The sequence below is a fragment of the Burkholderia sp. SRS-W-2-2016 genome, from assembly GCF_001931485.1.
Classification (GTDB): domain Bacteria; phylum Pseudomonadota; class Gammaproteobacteria; order Burkholderiales; family Burkholderiaceae; genus Paraburkholderia.
In genome coordinates this window covers 47582-64430 of sequence record NZ_MSDV01000001.1, presented here as the reverse complement: position 1 = coordinate 64430, position 16849 = coordinate 47582, and the positions used below count along the sequence as shown (strand labels likewise).

General features: G+C 56.7%; 9 protein-coding genes. 7 read left to right on the top strand and 2 right to left on the bottom strand.

What is annotated here, in order from left to right; translation table 11 throughout:
* Positions 1 to 6: 6 nt before the first annotated feature.
* The 6 genes from BTH42_RS00255 to BTH42_RS00230 all read left to right on the top strand — a co-directional run bounded on the left by BTH42_RS00255 (position 7) and on the right by BTH42_RS00230 (position 11428).
* Positions 7 to 1806, top strand: a complete 1800-nt coding sequence (locus BTH42_RS00255) for a type I restriction-modification system subunit M/S (RefSeq protein WP_075294723.1) — start codon at positions 7 to 9, stop codon at positions 1804 to 1806.
* An 18-nt stretch (positions 1807 to 1824) separates the two neighbouring features.
* Complete coding sequence (locus BTH42_RS00250) at positions 1825 to 3444, top strand: class I SAM-dependent DNA methyltransferase (protein WP_075294722.1); 1620 nt, start codon at positions 1825 to 1827, stop codon at positions 3442 to 3444.
* A complete protein-coding gene (locus BTH42_RS00245) occupies positions 3441 to 4763 on the top strand; it encodes a restriction endonuclease subunit S (RefSeq protein WP_075294721.1) in 1323 nt (440 codons plus the stop codon). Before BTH42_RS00250 ends, BTH42_RS00245 begins: the two co-directional genes overlap by 4 nt.
* 36 nt (positions 4764 to 4799) lie before the next feature.
* Positions 4800 to 8090, top strand: a complete 3291-nt coding sequence (locus BTH42_RS00240; protein WP_075294720.1) for a type I restriction endonuclease subunit R — start codon at positions 4800 to 4802, stop codon at positions 8088 to 8090.
* A gap of 3 nt (positions 8091 to 8093) precedes the next feature.
* Positions 8094 to 8804, top strand: a complete 711-nt coding sequence (locus BTH42_RS00235) for a SprT family zinc-dependent metalloprotease (RefSeq protein ID WP_075294719.1) — start codon at positions 8094 to 8096, stop codon at positions 8802 to 8804.
* A 317-nt stretch (positions 8805 to 9121) separates the two neighbouring features.
* The gene (locus tag BTH42_RS00230) at positions 9122 to 11428 is read left to right on the top strand and encodes a hypothetical protein (RefSeq protein WP_143751937.1); all 2307 of its coding nucleotides are present in this window, start codon (positions 9122 to 9124) and stop codon (positions 11426 to 11428) included.
* Positions 11429 to 11924: 496 nt separating this feature from the next.
* Here the strand turns inward: BTH42_RS00230 and BTH42_RS00225 are convergent, their stop codons facing one another.
* Both BTH42_RS00225 and BTH42_RS00220 read right to left on the bottom strand, forming a co-directional pair.
* Positions 11925 to 13463 (bottom strand): hypothetical protein, encoded by a 1539-nt coding sequence (locus BTH42_RS00225; RefSeq protein ID WP_256701674.1) that lies wholly within the window; start codon positions 13461 to 13463, stop codon positions 11925 to 11927.
* A gap of 218 nt (positions 13464 to 13681) precedes the next feature.
* Entirely contained in the window at positions 13682 to 14686 is a 1005-nt protein-coding gene (locus BTH42_RS00220; RefSeq protein ID WP_372237233.1) for a dsDNA nuclease domain-containing protein, read from the bottom strand.
* 511 nt (positions 14687 to 15197) lie between these two features.
* Here BTH42_RS00220 and BTH42_RS00215 point away from each other — a divergent pair.
* Complete coding sequence (locus tag BTH42_RS00215) at positions 15198 to 16823, top strand: hypothetical protein (protein ID WP_075294715.1); 1626 nt, start codon at positions 15198 to 15200, stop codon at positions 16821 to 16823.
* Positions 16824 to 16849: the final 26 nt, after the last annotated feature.

Genomic DNA, 16849 nt, shown 5'->3' with positions numbered 1-16849 from the left:
GACGCCATGGAACAAATCGAATCACCCGCCGCCCGGGCATACTGGAAACTGACCAACCTGGCGCGACTTGGCGGAATCTACGATGCGCAGCTCTTTGCGCTGACCTGGCTCGCCGCCGGCCGGATGGTCGTTACAGAACAAGTCAATGGCATCTCAACGATTGACCAGCTTGCTGAGCCGAATGCATGGCGCTTGTTATTGAGCGCGGACTTCCCGAAGGAACTGTACGACGCAATTGCGACGCAACAGTCGCAGGCAGTTGCTCATAATGGAGGACGGCGGGATGCTGCGACAGCTATCGTCTCTGAATTGGCGATGGAGTTGGGTCAACATCCTTGGGACATTTTGCCATGCATTACTGACGCGGGTAGCCGCACAGATGCCGCAGATGGGACTGTAGTGCCGGAACTGGCTGCGTTATTAATGGATATGGTTGATGCGCCGGCAGACAGTGAGGTCTGGATTCCATTCGACGGTAAGGGACAGCTGACCGTAGAGACATTACGTCGTGGGTGGCGCGTGCTTTCAGCCTCTCCGCTAACCGTCTCGCAAGTTAGCCGACAGCTTTTGCTGATGATTGAAACCGGTCAGTGCCGCCCTTCGCGCGTCCGTACCGAAGTCGACCGAGATGAGGTTGGCCGACCGGTGCTGCGAGCAGACTATGCGCTTATCGTACCGCCAGTCGGTATGCGGATTAGGGACCAACATGTGTTGACATGGGACATCATGAAAACACGTACCCATGAGCAATATGCACGCAGCGAGTCTTGGGCGTTGTCCGAGTTTGCTAACCGAATCGACAAGCGAGCTGTTTTCCTCACCCCTCAGGGTGTCTTGTTTAACAAAGGTCAAGAGCAACGTTTGCGAGAAACTCTACTTCACCGGGATGGAAAAGGCAGTCGGGTAAAAGCGGTTGTCACACTGCCGCCGGGCGTGTTTGGGTCTAGTGGTATCGCAGGCGCTATTACTGTGATGAGCAACGATGCCGCTCCAGACACTGTTTACATGGCCGACCTCGGGCATGGTCGACGCGCACTTGTTGAGGCCGGTGACATTGTGTCGGCCGGCCGGGAAATTGCACTTGGCTTGCTCGAATCGGATAAGGCTCGCCACGTAGGCTACGATGAAATTGAAGAGAACGAATTCAGTTTCGCGCCGTCACGCTATTTACAGCGTATCGCAGATTTAAGGGATGCTGCCGTCAAACTTGGCGACATCTGCGAAGCAGTCAGACCACCTGCATCAGCGAAAGAAACTACCCCTTATGAAGTCGCAGAGGTCGGATTGCCTGATATGCGCCAATGGCGGCCAGTCAATCACGATATTGAGAAAACCGTCTATCTGAAAGCGGCGCCGAAAACGTCGGCTTTGGTACAGCCCGGAGATATTGTCATTACCATCAAGGGTTCAGTCGGACGGGTTGCGTTGATGGGGACGTCTGCGCAGCGCCAACCAATCATTCTGTCGCAGAGTTGTCTCGCACTACGCTTAAATCCCTGTTTAGGTGACAAAAATCTGTCGCCCGAAGTCTTACTCATGTACCTGCGTTCGCCTCATGGCCAAGCTCAACTAACCGGACTTCAGGTCGGTGCTGGTGTTCAGCACATCAGTCCCGCGACACTGTTGAGCACAGTTTCTGTGCCGATACCATCCGAGCAGGCTTATGTTGAAATTCGGCAGGACTATGACCGGCTCTGCGAACTCGAAAACCAGATTGCGAACCTTGAGGGTGAAATTGTGAACATCTCCTCTCGGCGTTGGCCCGACAATAACTTTGCGGCTTTGAGTGTCAACAAAACAGCTTAACTAGACTCGAATATCGACATGGCTAATCAACTTACCCTCGAAGCTCTGGAGAGTTGGCTCTGGGAATCCGCCAATATTCTGCGCGGCTCCATCGACTCGTCCGACTTCAAGAACTACATCTTCGGGCTCTTGTTCCTCAAGCGTTTCAACGACGTGTTCGAAGAGCGCGTCAACCAGTTGATGGCAGATGAAGGCTTGAGTCAGGCAGAGGCCGATGCCGAAGTCTGCGAGGACCAGGGCGCCTTCCCGTCAACTGCGCGCTGGGGCTGGCTCATTACCCGCACCGAGAACATTGGCGAGGCACTCGACAAAGCCTTCCACGACATCGAAGCCGGCGTGAAAGGCACCGACCTGCAACACGTACTGACCGCCACCCAGTACGGCGATAAGCGTGTGCTGTCCGACCATACGTTGCAACGCCTGCTGCGCCACTTCAACCAGTACAAGCTGGGCAATGCCGACCTTTACAAGGCCGACATGCTGGGCGATGCTTACGAGTACCTCATCAAGCAGTTTGCTGACGACGCAGGCAAGAAGGGGGGCGAGTTCTACACGCCTAAGGGCGTGGTGCAGTTGGTGGTTGGGCTGCTCGACCCGAGGCCGGGCATGAGCGTGTACGACCCCACCTGCGGCAGCGGCGGCATGCTAGTAGAAAGCGCCCACCACATCGCCGAGTTGCAAGGCGGCACGTTGCTGGGTGGCAAGCCGAATGTGCTGCTCTATGGCCAAGAAAAGAACCTGGGCACCTGGGCCATAGCCAAGCTCAACCTGTACCTGCACAACATGCGGGCTGACATTGAGCGCGGTGACACGCTGGTCGAACCCAAGCACCTGGACGGCGATTACCTGAAAACCTTCGACCGGGTGATTGCCAATCCGCCGTTTTCCGCCAAGGCATGGTGGGCGCCGCTGGAACTCGCTGCCGAAGCTGAGCAGGAGGGTGAAAAGAAGCCCAAGGCGCCCAACTACAAGCTGGTCAGCGACCCTTATGGCCGCTTTGGTTACGGCGTCCCGCCGCGCGGCTATGCTGATTTGGCTTTCGCCCAGCATATGCTTGCTAGTCTGAAGGCCGATGGCCGCATGGGCGTAATCCTGCCGCACGGCGTGCTATTTCGTAGTGGCGAGGAAGGCAAGATTCGTGAAGGGCTGCTGTTCGGCACTGATTCCGCCAGCGGTAACCAACCGGGTGACCTGATTGAGGCCATCATAGGCCTACCTTCGGCGCTGTTCTACAACACCGCCATCCCGGCCTGCGTGTTGGTGCTAAACAAGCGCAAGCCGGCGGCACTCAAGGGGAAGGTCATCATCATCGACGCCAGCCGGGACTACCTAGAAGGCAAAGCGCAGAACATGCTACGCCCGGAAGACATCGCCCACATCGTGGCTGCACACAAGGCGGCGTTTGACCATCAAACCGAGGTGGAAAACTACTGCCGCGTAGTGACGGTGGAGGAGATTCGCAAGAACGACGGCAACCTCAACATTGCCCGCTACATCGATAACGGTGAGGTGGAAGAGACGGTGGATGTGGCCGCAACCTTGGCGCAGCTTGAAGTGCTGGCGGATGAAGAGGCGCAGATTGATGTGCAGCTAAATAGCTATTTGGTCGAGTTGGGGCTACGGGAGGCTGGAGCATGATGGGGGCGAAATTGCTGGATTGCCAGAATGCAGCCACTGGTCAAGTTCCCGTAGATTGGCGCGTTTCGAAACTGTCTGACATCGCCGACATCAATCCCGGTCGCGCCAAGCCCGACTCAGAAAACGATGAAGTGTCCTTTCTGGCCATGGGCGACGTTTCCGAAGATGGGCGGGTAATTGGCAGGCAGATACGTAACTATCAAGATGTGGCAAAGGGTTTCACATCATTTGTTGAGAATGATGTCTTGGTAGCCAAGATTACGCCGTGCTTCGAAAATGGCAAGGGTGCACTCGCGACAAGTCTGCTTAGTGGGATTGGTTTCGGTAGTACCGAATTTCATGTCATTCGCGCAAAGAAGGGGCATGCCCTGCCATCCTTTTTGCATTTGCATACGCGCGATGAATCGTTTCGACGAAGCGGTGAGCGAAGCATGGTCGGTTCCGCGGGACAAAAGCGTGTTCCCGCTGACTTTCTGCGCGAATATGAAATTGGGCTACCCTCCATCCCCGAGCAACAAAAAATTGCTGTCATCCTCACCGCCGTCTACGATAAGTTGGATGTAATCGCCCGCCAGATTGAAGCCACCCAGACTCTTAAGCGTGGGCTAATACAGACGCTATTCAGCCGAGGCATGGGTATGCAGGATGCCGGTGGGCGATGGGTCAAGCATGACAGCTTTAGGAAGGTTGGCTCCCAAACATATCCTGCCAGTTGGCAGTGGGTGAGAATGGGCGTAGTTGCGCCCATCGTTCGGCGTGAAGTTGAGGTTCAATTAGAGGGGAGCTACCCGGAACTCGGTCTTCGTTCATTTGGTAGAGGCACATTCCACAAGCCAGCGTTGAGCGGCGTTGAAGTGGGAAACAAGCGGCTGTTTGTTATCAAGACCGGTGACCTACTACTTTCTAATGTGTTCGCCTGGGAAGGTGCAATTGCTGTGGCTAAACCGGAAGATGATGGTCGATATGGCTCGCACAGGTATATAACCTGCGAGGTTGACCGCGCAAGAGCCAGTACCGATTTTGTCGCCCGATACCTTCTAACCCCGCCAGGTTTGACAGCGATTGGCCTCGCCTCGCCAGGAGGGGCAGGACGAAACAAGACTTTGGGCTTGTCGGCCTTGGCTGACATCAAAGTCCCGGTTCCGCCATTGCCCGAGCAGTTCGCGATAAATAAAACTCTTGACGCTGTCCAAAGCAAAATCGGTTTGCTGGAAACCAAGCGCGAGAGGTTACAGACGCTCAAACGCGGCCTGATGCAAAAGCTCCTGACCGGCGAATGGCGCGTCAAGTTGGAAGCTACCGAGCAAGTGGTAGCCTGAGCACACGACACTATAAGAACAAAAAGGAACCCAGACATGGGCAACGCAGAAAAGACCGGCGTTGAAATTCCAGCCATCGACTGGCTGGTCAAGCTGGGCTACATCCACCTGCCGGGCGGTCAGGTCGCGGTCGAACACCGCCACCTTGCCCCTGTGTTGGAAAATGTCCTCAAGCCCCGGTTGCAGATGCTGAACCCATGGCTGGCATTCGCACCCGGTGGTGTGGACGCCGCCCTCATCGAACTGCGCAAACGGGTCAACGACGAACTGTTACCCGCCAACAAGGCGTTTTGGGAGCAGGCGGTGCACCGCTCCGACATCCAGGTCAAGGATGCGGAGGGCAAGCCGCGCAGCGTGCGTTTCTTTGACGCCAGCAAATCGACCAACAACGACTTCCACGTAGTCGACCAGTACGTGGGCCGCAATGCCGACGACGATGTGTTCCGGCCAGACCTGCTGCTGTTCGTCAACGGCCTGCCCATGGCCATCATCGAGTGCAAGGCCAGCCACCACAGGCTGGATGAAGCCCTTGCGCAACTGGATGGTTACCGGGCGACCTTCTCGGCCCAGTTTGTGTTCAATCAGGTCAGCGTAGGGTTGAATGGCCGGCAAGGGCTGTATGGCTCCATCTTCACGCCCCCGGCGTTCTATGCGCACTATCGGCTGCAAGACGCTGAGCGTGCCGAGGTGACGGCTTTGTTGGCGGATGAGCCGAGCGAACAAGATGAGTTGCTGTGGGCGTTGTTCGAGCCCGCGCGCTTTCTGGAGCTCATTACCCATTACGTGCTGTTCGAAACCCGCGATGGCAAGACGGTCAAGAAGCTGCCGCGTTACCAGCAGTGGCGAGCCGTGCGTAAGACGGTGCAGCGGCTAACTGCACCAAAGCCACTCGGCGGTGTCGTGTGGCATACCCAAGGCAGCGGCAAGTCGCTCACCATGGCACTGCTTGCTCGCCTGTTGCGCGCCGAAAGCACTGGCTTGGACAACCCGACGGTGCTGGTGCTGACCGACCGACGCGACCTCGACAAGCAAATCTTCGACACTTTCCACGCTGTGGGCATCAAGGCCATCCAGGCCGTGTCCGTTGATGGTTTGGTCAAGATGCTGTCGAATGATTACGGCAGCGTGTTCACGAGCACGGTCCAAAAATTTCAGGAGAAGGACGAGACAGATGCTGACGCGGAGGCTTCGGCCGAACCTTCTGAGTATGAGGATGACACCATCCAAGCGACGCGCCACCGGCGTGTGCGTGACGGCAAGAACTTCTTCATGGTCGAAGAGCGCAATGTCAATTTCGGTCAGTACGATGCGGACGGAGCGCTGTTGTCGCCCAAGTGGGAAGAAGTCCACCGCGAGAAGGTGAACTTCCGCGTGCTGAGCACCAAACCCAACTTCTATGTGTTGGTGGACGAAGCGCATCGTAGCCAGTACGACTTTCTGGCCGCCTTTATGCGCGCCAGTCTGCCAAAGGCCAAGTTCATTGCTTTTACCGGTACGCCGTTGCAGAACGACGACAAACATACCCTGGCCGAATTTGGCGGCGGTGAATATATCGACGAGTATCGGCTGCATGAGGCCGTGGCCGATGGAGCCACGTTGCCCATCAAGTATCAGGACGCCTGGGTGGCGCTGGCGCCCGATGTCGGCCTCGACCAAGCGTTCAAAGGGCAATTCATTAGCGAGCCCGAGGCGCGGCAGCATGCATTGAAGAAGGCACTGCTCACCCGCTGGCGACAAGCCGGCGACCGCATGGAAAAAGTGGCTCACCATCTTGTTGAGCACTTTCTGAACAACGTGCAGGCTAAGGGCCTCAAGGGCATGCTTGTGTGCGACGGCCGCGAGATGGCCGTACGCTACAAAGACCTGCTCGACGCCATCATGAAGGACCGTGGCGAGCAAGGGTTGCCCACCTTCGAGAGTCGAGTGGTGGTGTCGCTGGCCAATATCACGGCTTCGCGCACCGGTGCATCAGAAAAAGAGGCCGCTGCAGAGAAGGGAGTTAGCGCCGACAAGGTCCGCACCATCGAAGAGCGCGTGCGCGGGGAAATCAAGGCCGGCAAGGTGCCGGTCGCCATGCCGACCGAGCAGATTGCCAACTTCGTCAGCAAGCTGTTTCCGCTGCCCTATGGCGATGAAGTGAAGGGCAAGGACGGAAAGGTACATGCCAACAACGTCGGGCTCATCATCGTGTCCGACATGCTGCTCACTGGCTGGGATGCGCCGATTGTCGGCACTATGTACCTAGACAAGCCGCTCAAAGAACACACCCTGCTGCAAGCCATAGCACGCGTTAACCGGACCTTGGCAGGCAAGAACGCAGGCTACATTGTGGACTACCACGGTGTGGTGGAGCACTTGGACCATGCTCTCAAAATCTACGGCGGCGACGTCAAGCCTGCCCAGGTATGGGAAGGCGTGGAAAGCGAGCTGCCCAAGCTGCAAGCGACTCTCGAACGGATTCTAAAACTTTTACCGCGCAAGCATGACCCGGTCAGCCAGCGTGAGGACTACAAGGCCGATGCTGAAACATTCCTCGACCCGGCAGCCCGCTTGGATAAGGTGGAAGACTTTCTGGAGCTGGTTAAACAGTTCAACCGCAGCATCGACATCATTCTGCCCGACGTGCGTGGCGTGGAGTTCAAACCGTATTTCACGCTGTTTGCTGAAATCCGTCTAATGTTGCGGGACAAATTGCCAGGTACGGCATATCGGGAACGAATTACCAAGCTCGAATCCGTGCTCCTGCAGCAGTTGCTGGATGAACACATTAGCGCCAGCCCAGCCAAGAGCCTGCTTGGCAAAGAGGTGTCGATTCTTGACGCCTCGGACATGGACCGGCTCAAGAAGCTAGCCAGCCCCGGCAGTCGGGCGCTGGTGATGAAGAACCAATTGAAACACACTATCGAGACGGGCCGCGACAAGGACCCTGTGTTCTTCGACAAGTTGGCGGAGGAGATGGAAAAACTGCTTGAAGAAGAGAAGGCTGGCCGCATCACCCAAGCGAAGTTTCTGGAGCAATTGGACCTGTTCGGTCAGCGCATCAAGGAGAAAGACAACACCGGGTTTTCCAGCCCGGCTCATTCGGCGGCATTCCACTACCTAGAGTCGCATCTGTCGAGCGACATGGCCCGGGGCGTGACGACAAAGCTGTTCGAGGACGAGGAACTCCGCCATACCATGGCATCGGGCCACTGGAAGGCCATGCACGACTTGCACCCCGAAATCAAGAGGCGCATCAGCAGCTTGCTGGTGCCGCTGGCAGGCTGGCAGCGCGCCGTAGCGCGAGACCACGCCAGTCACCTGCTGACCATTTTGCTGAAGAACTGAGCTATGCCGCGCTTGCATTACGGAGAGACCACCATCGAGTGGCAGTTTCGGCCAGACGCAGGGCTGAAGCGCCACTATGTGACGGTCGAGCGTGACCGCCCCGTGTTGTTGCGCGGACCGTGGGTGGATGTATCGGAGCAGGAGGCGCTTGTGCGGCGGCGCGCCCGGTGGATACGTGAGAAATTGGCGCTGGTGAACAAGCCGCAACTCGAAGACCTCATCGTGACCGGTAGCCGGCTCAGGTATTGTGGACGCAGCTACTTCACGGAGGTCCGGCAGATGCCTACTCTGACGACGCCACAGCTGGCATTCACCGCTTCGCGCTTCGTGGTGGGGTGTCCCTCGGGCAGGACTATCTCGCCCGAAGCCGTGGCACCACTGTTGGAAGGCTTTTACCGCGAGCGGGCGGAAGAAAAACTGCTGCCACGGGTCCGTCATTGGGAGCGCGCGACAGGGCTGAAAGCCGCAGGGGCATGCATCCGGCATTTTCAAAGCCGATGGGCGAGCTGCGACGCTGCGAACGTGTTGCAGTTCCATCCTAGGGTGATGGAGCTAGCCCGCAGCGTGCAGGACTATGTCATCGTCCACGAGCTTTGCCATACCATCGAGAAGAATCACACCCGGGCCTTCTGGAACCTGGTTGCCCGGGTGATGCCGGCATGGCGGCGTGAACATGAAGCATTGGAGAGGGCGGTGTTTGAGGACGAGATATAGAAAGGCAGCGTAGTCGCACAAGCCAGCCTGCCAGTGTTCGGCTACGTACGGGCCTTCAGTGCGCACGAACGTCGCTGAGATTGCGAGCCTTTATTCCTGCAGTCAGAAGGTAGAAACTGGGAGACGCTGAAGGCACCATGGCGCGTTCAGGGCAAGCCAAGCTAATGCAGCGCGGCACGTAAGAAATTGTCATAGGGGTTGGTCCGGTAGGGTTAGAATTGAGCGGTAAGGTTTTGATTAAAAATAAGAGTCGTCAATGTCATCACGCTTCACACTGAGAGCGGCGTATGGAGCATGCGACGAAGAATTTTCGAGAAATGACCGAACAAGTAAAGCTCACCAAAGAACTGATTTCACTGGTTCACTTTGTCGAATTGAACGAGAGCGGCTGGGTTCGAAAGACTCTCAGCAAAATCGTACTCGCTATACTCTGCCGCTCGACCCAGGGCTTATCTCGCCAAGAAATCCACGATGCGGTGAGATTGCAGGCAGCTTATGACTTCGGCTTGGGCTCGGTCATCAAGGCCATCGAGTTGCTCTCCTCGCAGCACCAGTTGATTGAGCATCCCAAAGGAGTTTTCCGGGTTCGCGAGTCGGCACTGAACGAGATTCAGTCGGCAATTGCGGCGACCGAGGCGGAAGAGGAAGCGACCAAAAGCGCTTTCATCGCCGCACTTCAACGCTGTCCTGGCGGGCTCGACGGCGAGCGTGTGTGGGAAATGTTCCTTGAGCTGTTCCTGATGCCGCTCATCCGCGAAGCCGGAGCGAACACGCTGAATCTTCTCTCCGGTGCGGCGCCGCTGAGCACCCGCGAGGACTTGCAGCCGTTGCTAGACGCCTTGCCGACGGAAACACGGGAAGATGTCTTCCGGACCGTGGTCGAATTCCTGAATCCATCCGCGAAGGATGTCCGCCAGTTCATCCTCAAACGCGTCGCTGCCTCATTCTTTATTGCGGCCGTGAGCTTGGACACTGCGACGGTCGAAGCGCTTGACAAGAAGAGGAACACTCATAGTTCGCTTCGTCTCTTCATGGATACGAACACGCTGTTCTCAGTTCTCGGATTGCACGAGAACGAGGAGAACGACGGCGTCGAAGGACTCCTGGCTCTGCGCGACGACCCGCGCGCGCCGGTCAAGATAAAGCTCTTCGTGTTTCCGGAGACGATTGAGGAAGCGACGCGAGTGCTCTCGCACGCTGCCCAGTCGATGGGCTCTCAAGTCTACCCGCGTCATCTGGCTCAAGCCGCTTTGCGTTCGAACCTGTCCGGCGTGCACGCAAAGTATCTCGAGGCCGTGTCGAGGACTAGCACGCCGCTCAGTCCGAAGGATTACTTCGCGCCGTACCTCTCCAATCTGTCCGCCATTCTCAAGAAGCGAGGCATTGAGGTCATCGACCGACGCCTGCTCATTGGTCGACAAGACCAAGAGGTTATCGACGACGTGCTCGATAACCAGAAGTTCGAGGAGCGCCTTCCGGAAACGCGGCGGAAATCGTACGAAGCGATATTCCACGACATCTACATCTGGCATTGCATTCAGCGCCAGCGCGACTTGCAGCTGTCGTCGCCGCTCGATGCCAAGGAATGGTTCGTTACGCTCGACCGTCGCCTTGTCGGCTTCGATGCGTATAAAGGCAAGGGCAATTCGGGTTGGGTTCCCGTGTGCGTAGACCCGAGCACCTTTATCCAGTTTGCGCAGTTCTGGATGCCGCGCTCGGCTCAGTTCGAAAAGGCCTTGTTCGGCAGTCTCAAGCTGCCGCTGCTGTTCCGCGAATTCGACAGCGAAACCGAGGATGTCAGCCTTGCCATCATAAACCGGCTGTCGCGTATCGAAGCGGTCGGTGACTTCACGGCGGACGAAATCCATACCTTGCTACTGAACGACGCAGTTCGTACTCGTTTCCGCGAGAGCCCCAGCGACGCGGAGCAGACCGCCATCGTCCGGGATGAGCTTCTGTCGATTCATCGCGATACGGTCGAGAAGTCGAAGAAGCTTGAGAACGAATTGTCCGAGGAACGCACGCGCAAGGACGCGCTGGTCCAGCAGCTGGACTCGGCGTCGCGCTCGAGCGAGGCTGAACGACTCGCGCGTCAGGAAATCTCTACCAAGCACAAGGCAGAGATGGCGGTACAGAAGCGAAACGCGGAAGCCCTTCGCCGTGAGTTGGAGCAAGAGCGGCAATCGCGTATTCAGCTTGAAGAGGCCGCCCGGCGCGCGAACGAGCAGAAGGAGCTTGCAACGAAAGCGCAAAAATACTTCCTCTTTTGCGTGTTGCTTCCATTTATTGGGGCTTCGTTGATTTTTGGGGCGTTTGCGTTGCTTTTGTTCACGCCCCTGCGTGCGGTCGGGGTCGGCTTGGCACTCGGAATAGGCGGAACGGCCGGTATCGTAAAATTCACGGCTGCCAAGCGCCCTGCGGTGAAAGAGACGACGTGGCTTCGTCGCGTGTGCGCGGTTCTGACGTTCGGATGGACTATGGGCGTCGCCGGCGTTTACCAAACTGGAAGTGCTCTTTACTCGAATTTTTGGAGCAATCACCAGGACGACATCGTGAAGCAAGCTGTCGCTACTACGACAATCAATCACGATGCACCCACCTCTGCAGGCAAGAGCCCGCCGTAGTCACGGCCTAGCGGCCACTGACAACAGGCTCAGCGCGTTGCGAACGCAATCGCAGCGCGCCACCGTGTCTGACAGCACGTCGCTCCGGTGCAATTTACGAAATCGACAAGGCAATGGCAAAAGGGTCAGAAAAAGCTCAAGCGCCCCTTAGACAACGATTCCAGTTACGCCTTGTCAGGCAAAGCGTAGCGGGACGAAAAACTCTCGTAACAAACCTAAATCGACCACCTGAAACTAAATTTAATGCAACTCAGCAGGAGATGGTAATTGGAATTAGAAACGTTTCCGCTTCCTCGCAGCAAAGTGTTACGTTGTCAGAGTTAGCGGGCTCGTAAGCGCTTCTAACGTCCAATCCAGGAAGCAAGTTGGCAAGAGAATGACCTTCATGCCAAGCGGGGCGGCCTAGAAATAGAAACGTTTACGGCCCAAGCCGCCGCCGGCCGCTACTCCCGCTCGGCAAGGCGTTCAGTGCTTGCCGAGCGTTTTCGTCAACAGTTCACGCAAACCAGTCGTTGAAACGATGCTCGTAACGGTCGAAAGCTTCCTTTGACAGAAGCTGCGCCTCATCCAGCTCGATTACGTGCGAGTCCTGCTCGAGCTGGGACATCGCGTGATGTCGTGTGGCGCAAATGATGAACTGAGTCTGGTCCGTCGCACGTCGTTTCAATTCCGCCGCCACGCCACTGTAGTTCAACACGCCTTGGTCTTGCTGGTTCGGGGTGTCGAGAACAAGCGGTGCAAGAACCTCTGTCTTGTAGTGCTGGATGACTCGATGCAGCGCAAGGTAGTAAACGAGTCGCATCCGGGTGCTGTCAGCGCCGCCGCCTACCGCCACCAACTTTCGGAAGTCCAGCGGCGTTGCCGTCTCAATGTCGAAGCCGGGTTTGATGCGGAGAACGCGGCACAACTCGCGAAGTTCACTGCGGAAATAGCGGTTGATAGTTTCATCGCGGTCTTCATCGACCAGCTCTGCGAGCTCCTGGCGCTGGGTGTACAACCGCTTGTTGTAATCGCGTTGGCGCTTTCTTGCTTCATTCGTCTCAGACGTTGCTCTTCGGCGCACGGAATCCGTCCCCATCGACTCCAGAATGCTCTTGAGCGTGACGTCCCTATCTAGCCGTTTGAACCGCCGATTCAATTTGGACAAGTCTTCTCGAACGGTGTCCAACCGGCGGAGTGTCGTGTTCACAACCGCTTCGATTTTGGACTGCCGTTCGGTCAATTCCTGGACCTGATGCTCCGCGTCGGCCCGGTCCTGCAGAAGGGAGGCGCGCTCAAGGAGAGTATTGTCGTGCCTCGTTGCGCAAAGGGGGCAAATAAGCACGTCGGATTCCAACTGGTCATTCGCGTAGTCGTAGTCTTTCTCAAGCGCTTCAACAGCTGCCTTCGCTATGCCAATCTGGACCTTTGTAATCTCGAGCTCCTCCTGCTTCGCTCGGAGGACCGCCAACGCTCTTTGCTCTCGTCGCTTGACCGCAACCATCGTCCCCTGGATGTCTGCAATCGCCGAATCGAGCTCTACGTCGGTTGTCGGAAGCTCTTCCTCGGGAGCAAACAAATCCAAGACGTCCACAGCCTTCGTATAGCGGTCAATTAGGTCCGCGTCATCGAGAACGGCCTGTTTGCCCTTCGCAATCTCGGCATCGAGATTGAAATATTCGGCCGAGCGATACCCGACGTGAAACGATAGAACCGTACCCTTCCAGTTCTCGTATTTGTAAATCTCGAAACTGTTCAGCGGCTCGACCCACCCGCGCATTTGGTCAACGTAGAAAGCCACGAAGTAGTGCTCCGGCGAGGGCACTTCGTGAATCCACGGTTCCTTCCTCCGCGGCAACTTCGCGCCAAACCCGACCAACGAGGCGAACTTCTTCTCGAACTCGTCGCTGCCCACCTCGTAGGACGTCCACAAACCATCGTCCGCTCGTATCCGCCACTCATCGCGGTGCCGAGTTACGTAGTGTTCACGCCCGCCGAGCTCGAACTTCAGCAGCGCACGAACATCGAAATTCTTCCAGTCCGTGTCGAATGCCATATCGCACCCTAGCGTCCATAGCGGTAGGCGTGCGAGCGTAGATTTGCCGATAGAGTTATCCGCGCCTGTTATCAGGTTTAAGCCGGCTTCGAACCCGAATCGTCCGGCGAGCTTTTGGGTAGTCGACTGTACGTAGAGGGTCCTGAATATCAATGCGCTCATGGGCTTTCGTACGCAAATTTCTTACGAGCAGTTTGTAGTTGGGTAATCCCATATCACTATGACCTGAGATACTCGATTATGTAGGCGGCGGCGCGGCTCTCCCGGTCTCTGAGATGCTCGGTGACGACAGGCGCGCAGCTGTTGACCAGGCTCTCCAGCGTCTGTCGGCACAGTACCGCTTCGAGCGTCGACAGGTGCTCGCGTATTGAGTCTCGGACTCGCACCTGAACCAGCGCTCCTCCGGCCAGCGTGTTGAGCAAGTAGGTACGAGCGCGCTCCCGAAGCCTTTTTACGTCACGCGTCAGAAATCCCAGCTCGCGGACCTGTGAATCAAAGTCGTTGATGAGTTCGTCGGTAGACGCCGTCGACGAGTATTGCGCGAAGAGTGCTTCAACGCGGTTGGCCGTTAGGCCCTTCCGCATGACAAGCTGGTCCCAGTCGGAATAGTCCCAAGCAATCTCACCCTTGCGCCGTAACTCGTCGGTGAGCACGACATATATCTGAGTGCTGTTGCTGTGCTGGTTTGGATTGCGCTCAGTGAGCAGGTCGGAGATTAGACCTATGACAGCGTGGCGCGTGGAACGCGTGTCGAGCGAGGGTTCGCGGAAATGCAGCTTCTCGAGAGGAACGCTAGTGTTCAGCTCTGTCTGCAAAGACTCGCGGATAACGGTGGCGGTCTTTTCTTCGAGTTCGCTGAAAGGTATCTCTTCCAGGCGAAATCCGGAGGTCTTCAACTTAAGCGAAAAACCACGAGTCGCCACTAAGCCCAATTTTTGAACGCGCTCGGCAATATCCTTCACCGCGATACTGGACAGCATTTTGCCGAGAATAGAGTTCTTGGCTCCCGACCGCTTAATTAAAGCCTGTGAACTGTATCCGCTCTTTCCACCGGCCTTGACCTGACAGAAGATAAAACTGGTTTCCTCTGCATCTAATGATGTCCCGAAAACCACGTCCTCATGTAGCTCGACGAAGACAATGCTCGCCTCACCTCGATGGTGGAGTTCAAGGAACTCATGCAGCGCCCAGTCATACTGATAGCTGAATCGGTCCGCGGTCACCGCCCCCGCCGTCTCACGCTGTGGTGAAAAAAGCGGGTTCGGAGATTTAGCTCCCGAAGGAGCCAGCGGGGATTGCGACCCGGTCGATTTTAGGTCTCTCACGTCTAAGGGCGGCGCTTTTTAGTTGACCCATTATAACCAGCGTATGCAGCATCATCGATACGCATCTCTGATTAGAAGGGCCGCGCCGTGATATTGAACCGCTCGTCGCGAGCTGTGCAGAACGCATTCCGTGCGGCTGGGAGGTGACGAAATATGCGATTTGAATCTAAAGTTCCTGGCTGGAGTTCGAAAATGCGTCCCTCGCCGTCCCGCCCAAACGCGCTTTGAAGAGCTGAACAATCTCGCATTTTCGTGACTGTGACAGCGGTGCCAGCCAAGCACGAAATTTTCCAATGTTGTATGCATTTGTTTTTAAACGGTTTTCTTGCGGCCTAAAGTAAAATTTGCGCGACACAGTCACATGGTCCTACAATTATAAATAGCGCTGTGTGACAGGGACACTCCGAGCATGACCGACGACTTGCACGACTTCTTGGTGAAAGAAGGCCCCCAGCTCAGTGGGGGCGTTGCACTTGGCCTCGCGAGCTGGCTTGGCATCACACCGGCGGCAGCACGGAAGAAAATCGAGCGCCGAAGCGCGGAGGTACGCGCACTGACTATCCCCTTCGCACGTCGCGCAAGATTTCTGTATGCGGCCAGCCAATACGGCAGCGATAGATTTTGGGCCCGGCTAGCTCAAGCGTTTGAAGAGGGCAATGGCGCATATTCCCGGGTCATACGAGCGCTTAAAGCGCGCGGCGGGCTGATGCCGATGGTCCATCTCGCTTCGGCCGCCGGCATCTCGGGTGGTCCGCGTCAAATCCCGTTCGAACGTGTCTGGCAGAACCTCGTCGACATCGGCCTCTTTGAGACTATCGAGGTGCCCGGGTTGGGGCAATGTTTCGCCTTCGCTAAGAACGCCCCGTATCTCGATGAACTGCTGCCCCCCATCAGGGCGCGGCTGATAGCGGAGACTGTCCTTCTTCAGTCGGTTCAGGAATGGGCGGCGAAGCTTGGGCTCGGGAGCTTCAATAGCTTCAAACTTCGAGGTGGTCTGGCTGCAGCACGGCCTATCGTTTCCGTGTTCGAGTGGGATATGACCGCGCCTTCCTATATAAGCGCGCTGGCCACCTGGAACAAATCCGGCCGCCCCAAGCCCGGATTCATCGTACTCGATGTGTTGCTTAAAGATGAGGTTGACCTTAACGACCTCTCGCCATTCATCTATAAATGCAGGTCGCTGCGGCAGGTGCGCGGCGTTCGAACGATGCAGTTCTTCGTCGCGCATCGGTACACCCTTGAGGCGCTGGATGCAATCCGGCGTGAGGGCGTGGTACCGGCAACAACCGAATCCCTCTTCGGCACCGACGTCGCGCGGGCCTTGATGGAGCTTAGTGCGACGCTGACGCAGGCAGCTACCCAAGCGGTCGAACCTGAGAAGTTCACCCAGTTGTTCGAGAAGCTCGGCAAAATTGAAGGCGCAGCTGGGACTCTTCGCGGAGCGCTCTTCGAATTTGTAATCGCAGATGTGATGAGAAGGACGGTTGCCGGCGCCAACATCACCATGAACAAGATTTACCGACAGGATGGAAAGGACGTTGCGGAAGTCGACGTCAGAGTAGTCGTGCCTGGTCAACAGATTCGGTTTATCGAGTGCAAGGGCCTGCTGCCGGGGCGTCTGCTTTCGGATTCCGACGTCGAGGCGTGGCTGAACAAGCGCATCCCATCCGTTCGAAGCCAAACGCTCGATAACCCGGAATTCAGGAACCTCGCATTGACTTTCGAGCTATGGCTCACCGGGGAGCTGACACCAGAGGCGGATGCAAAGATTAAAGCGATGCAGGCCAGCGTAGACCCCAAACGGTACGCAATCAAGGTGCTCCTCGCTCCCGAGATTGAAGACACCGTGAGGGATTTACCAGACCTGCACAAAGTCATCACACAACATTTTCTACGACATCCGCTTGCGGCTCCCGACGAGGTCATCAATCCGGTCTCGAAGCGACAGATTTCCCGGACCGCAGCAATCTTTGCAGACCTCACTCCGAGCGGGTCATCCCCATCTGACATCGAGGCTAATCAGACCGCGGCGTGAGCGGACATCGAGGCGCTCATCCGAAT

What these genes read in the sequence shown, in the direction of transcription:
- BTH42_RS00255 (WP_075294723.1), top strand. Translation starts at nt 7, where the DNA reads ATGGAACAAATCGAATCACCCGCCGCCCGGGCATACTGGAAACTGACC.
- BTH42_RS00250 (WP_075294722.1), top strand. Translation starts at nt 1,825, where the DNA reads ATGGCTAATCAACTTACCCTCGAAGCTCTGGAGAGTTGGCTCTGGGAA.
- BTH42_RS00245 (WP_075294721.1), top strand. Translation starts at nt 3,441, where the DNA reads ATGATGGGGGCGAAATTGCTGGATTGCCAGAATGCAGCCACTGGTCAA.
- BTH42_RS00240 (WP_075294720.1), top strand. Translation starts at nt 4,800, where the DNA reads ATGGGCAACGCAGAAAAGACCGGCGTTGAAATTCCAGCCATCGACTGG.
- BTH42_RS00235 (WP_075294719.1), top strand. Translation starts at nt 8,094, where the DNA reads ATGCCGCGCTTGCATTACGGAGAGACCACCATCGAGTGGCAGTTTCGG.
- BTH42_RS00230 (WP_143751937.1), top strand. Translation starts at nt 9,122, where the DNA reads ATGACCGAACAAGTAAAGCTCACCAAAGAACTGATTTCACTGGTTCAC.
- BTH42_RS00225 (WP_256701674.1), bottom strand. Translation starts at nt 13,463, where the DNA reads ATGGCATTCGACACGGACTGGAAGAATTTCGATGTTCGTGCGCTGCTG.
- BTH42_RS00215 (WP_075294715.1), top strand. Translation starts at nt 15,198, where the DNA reads ATGACCGACGACTTGCACGACTTCTTGGTGAAAGAAGGCCCCCAGCTC.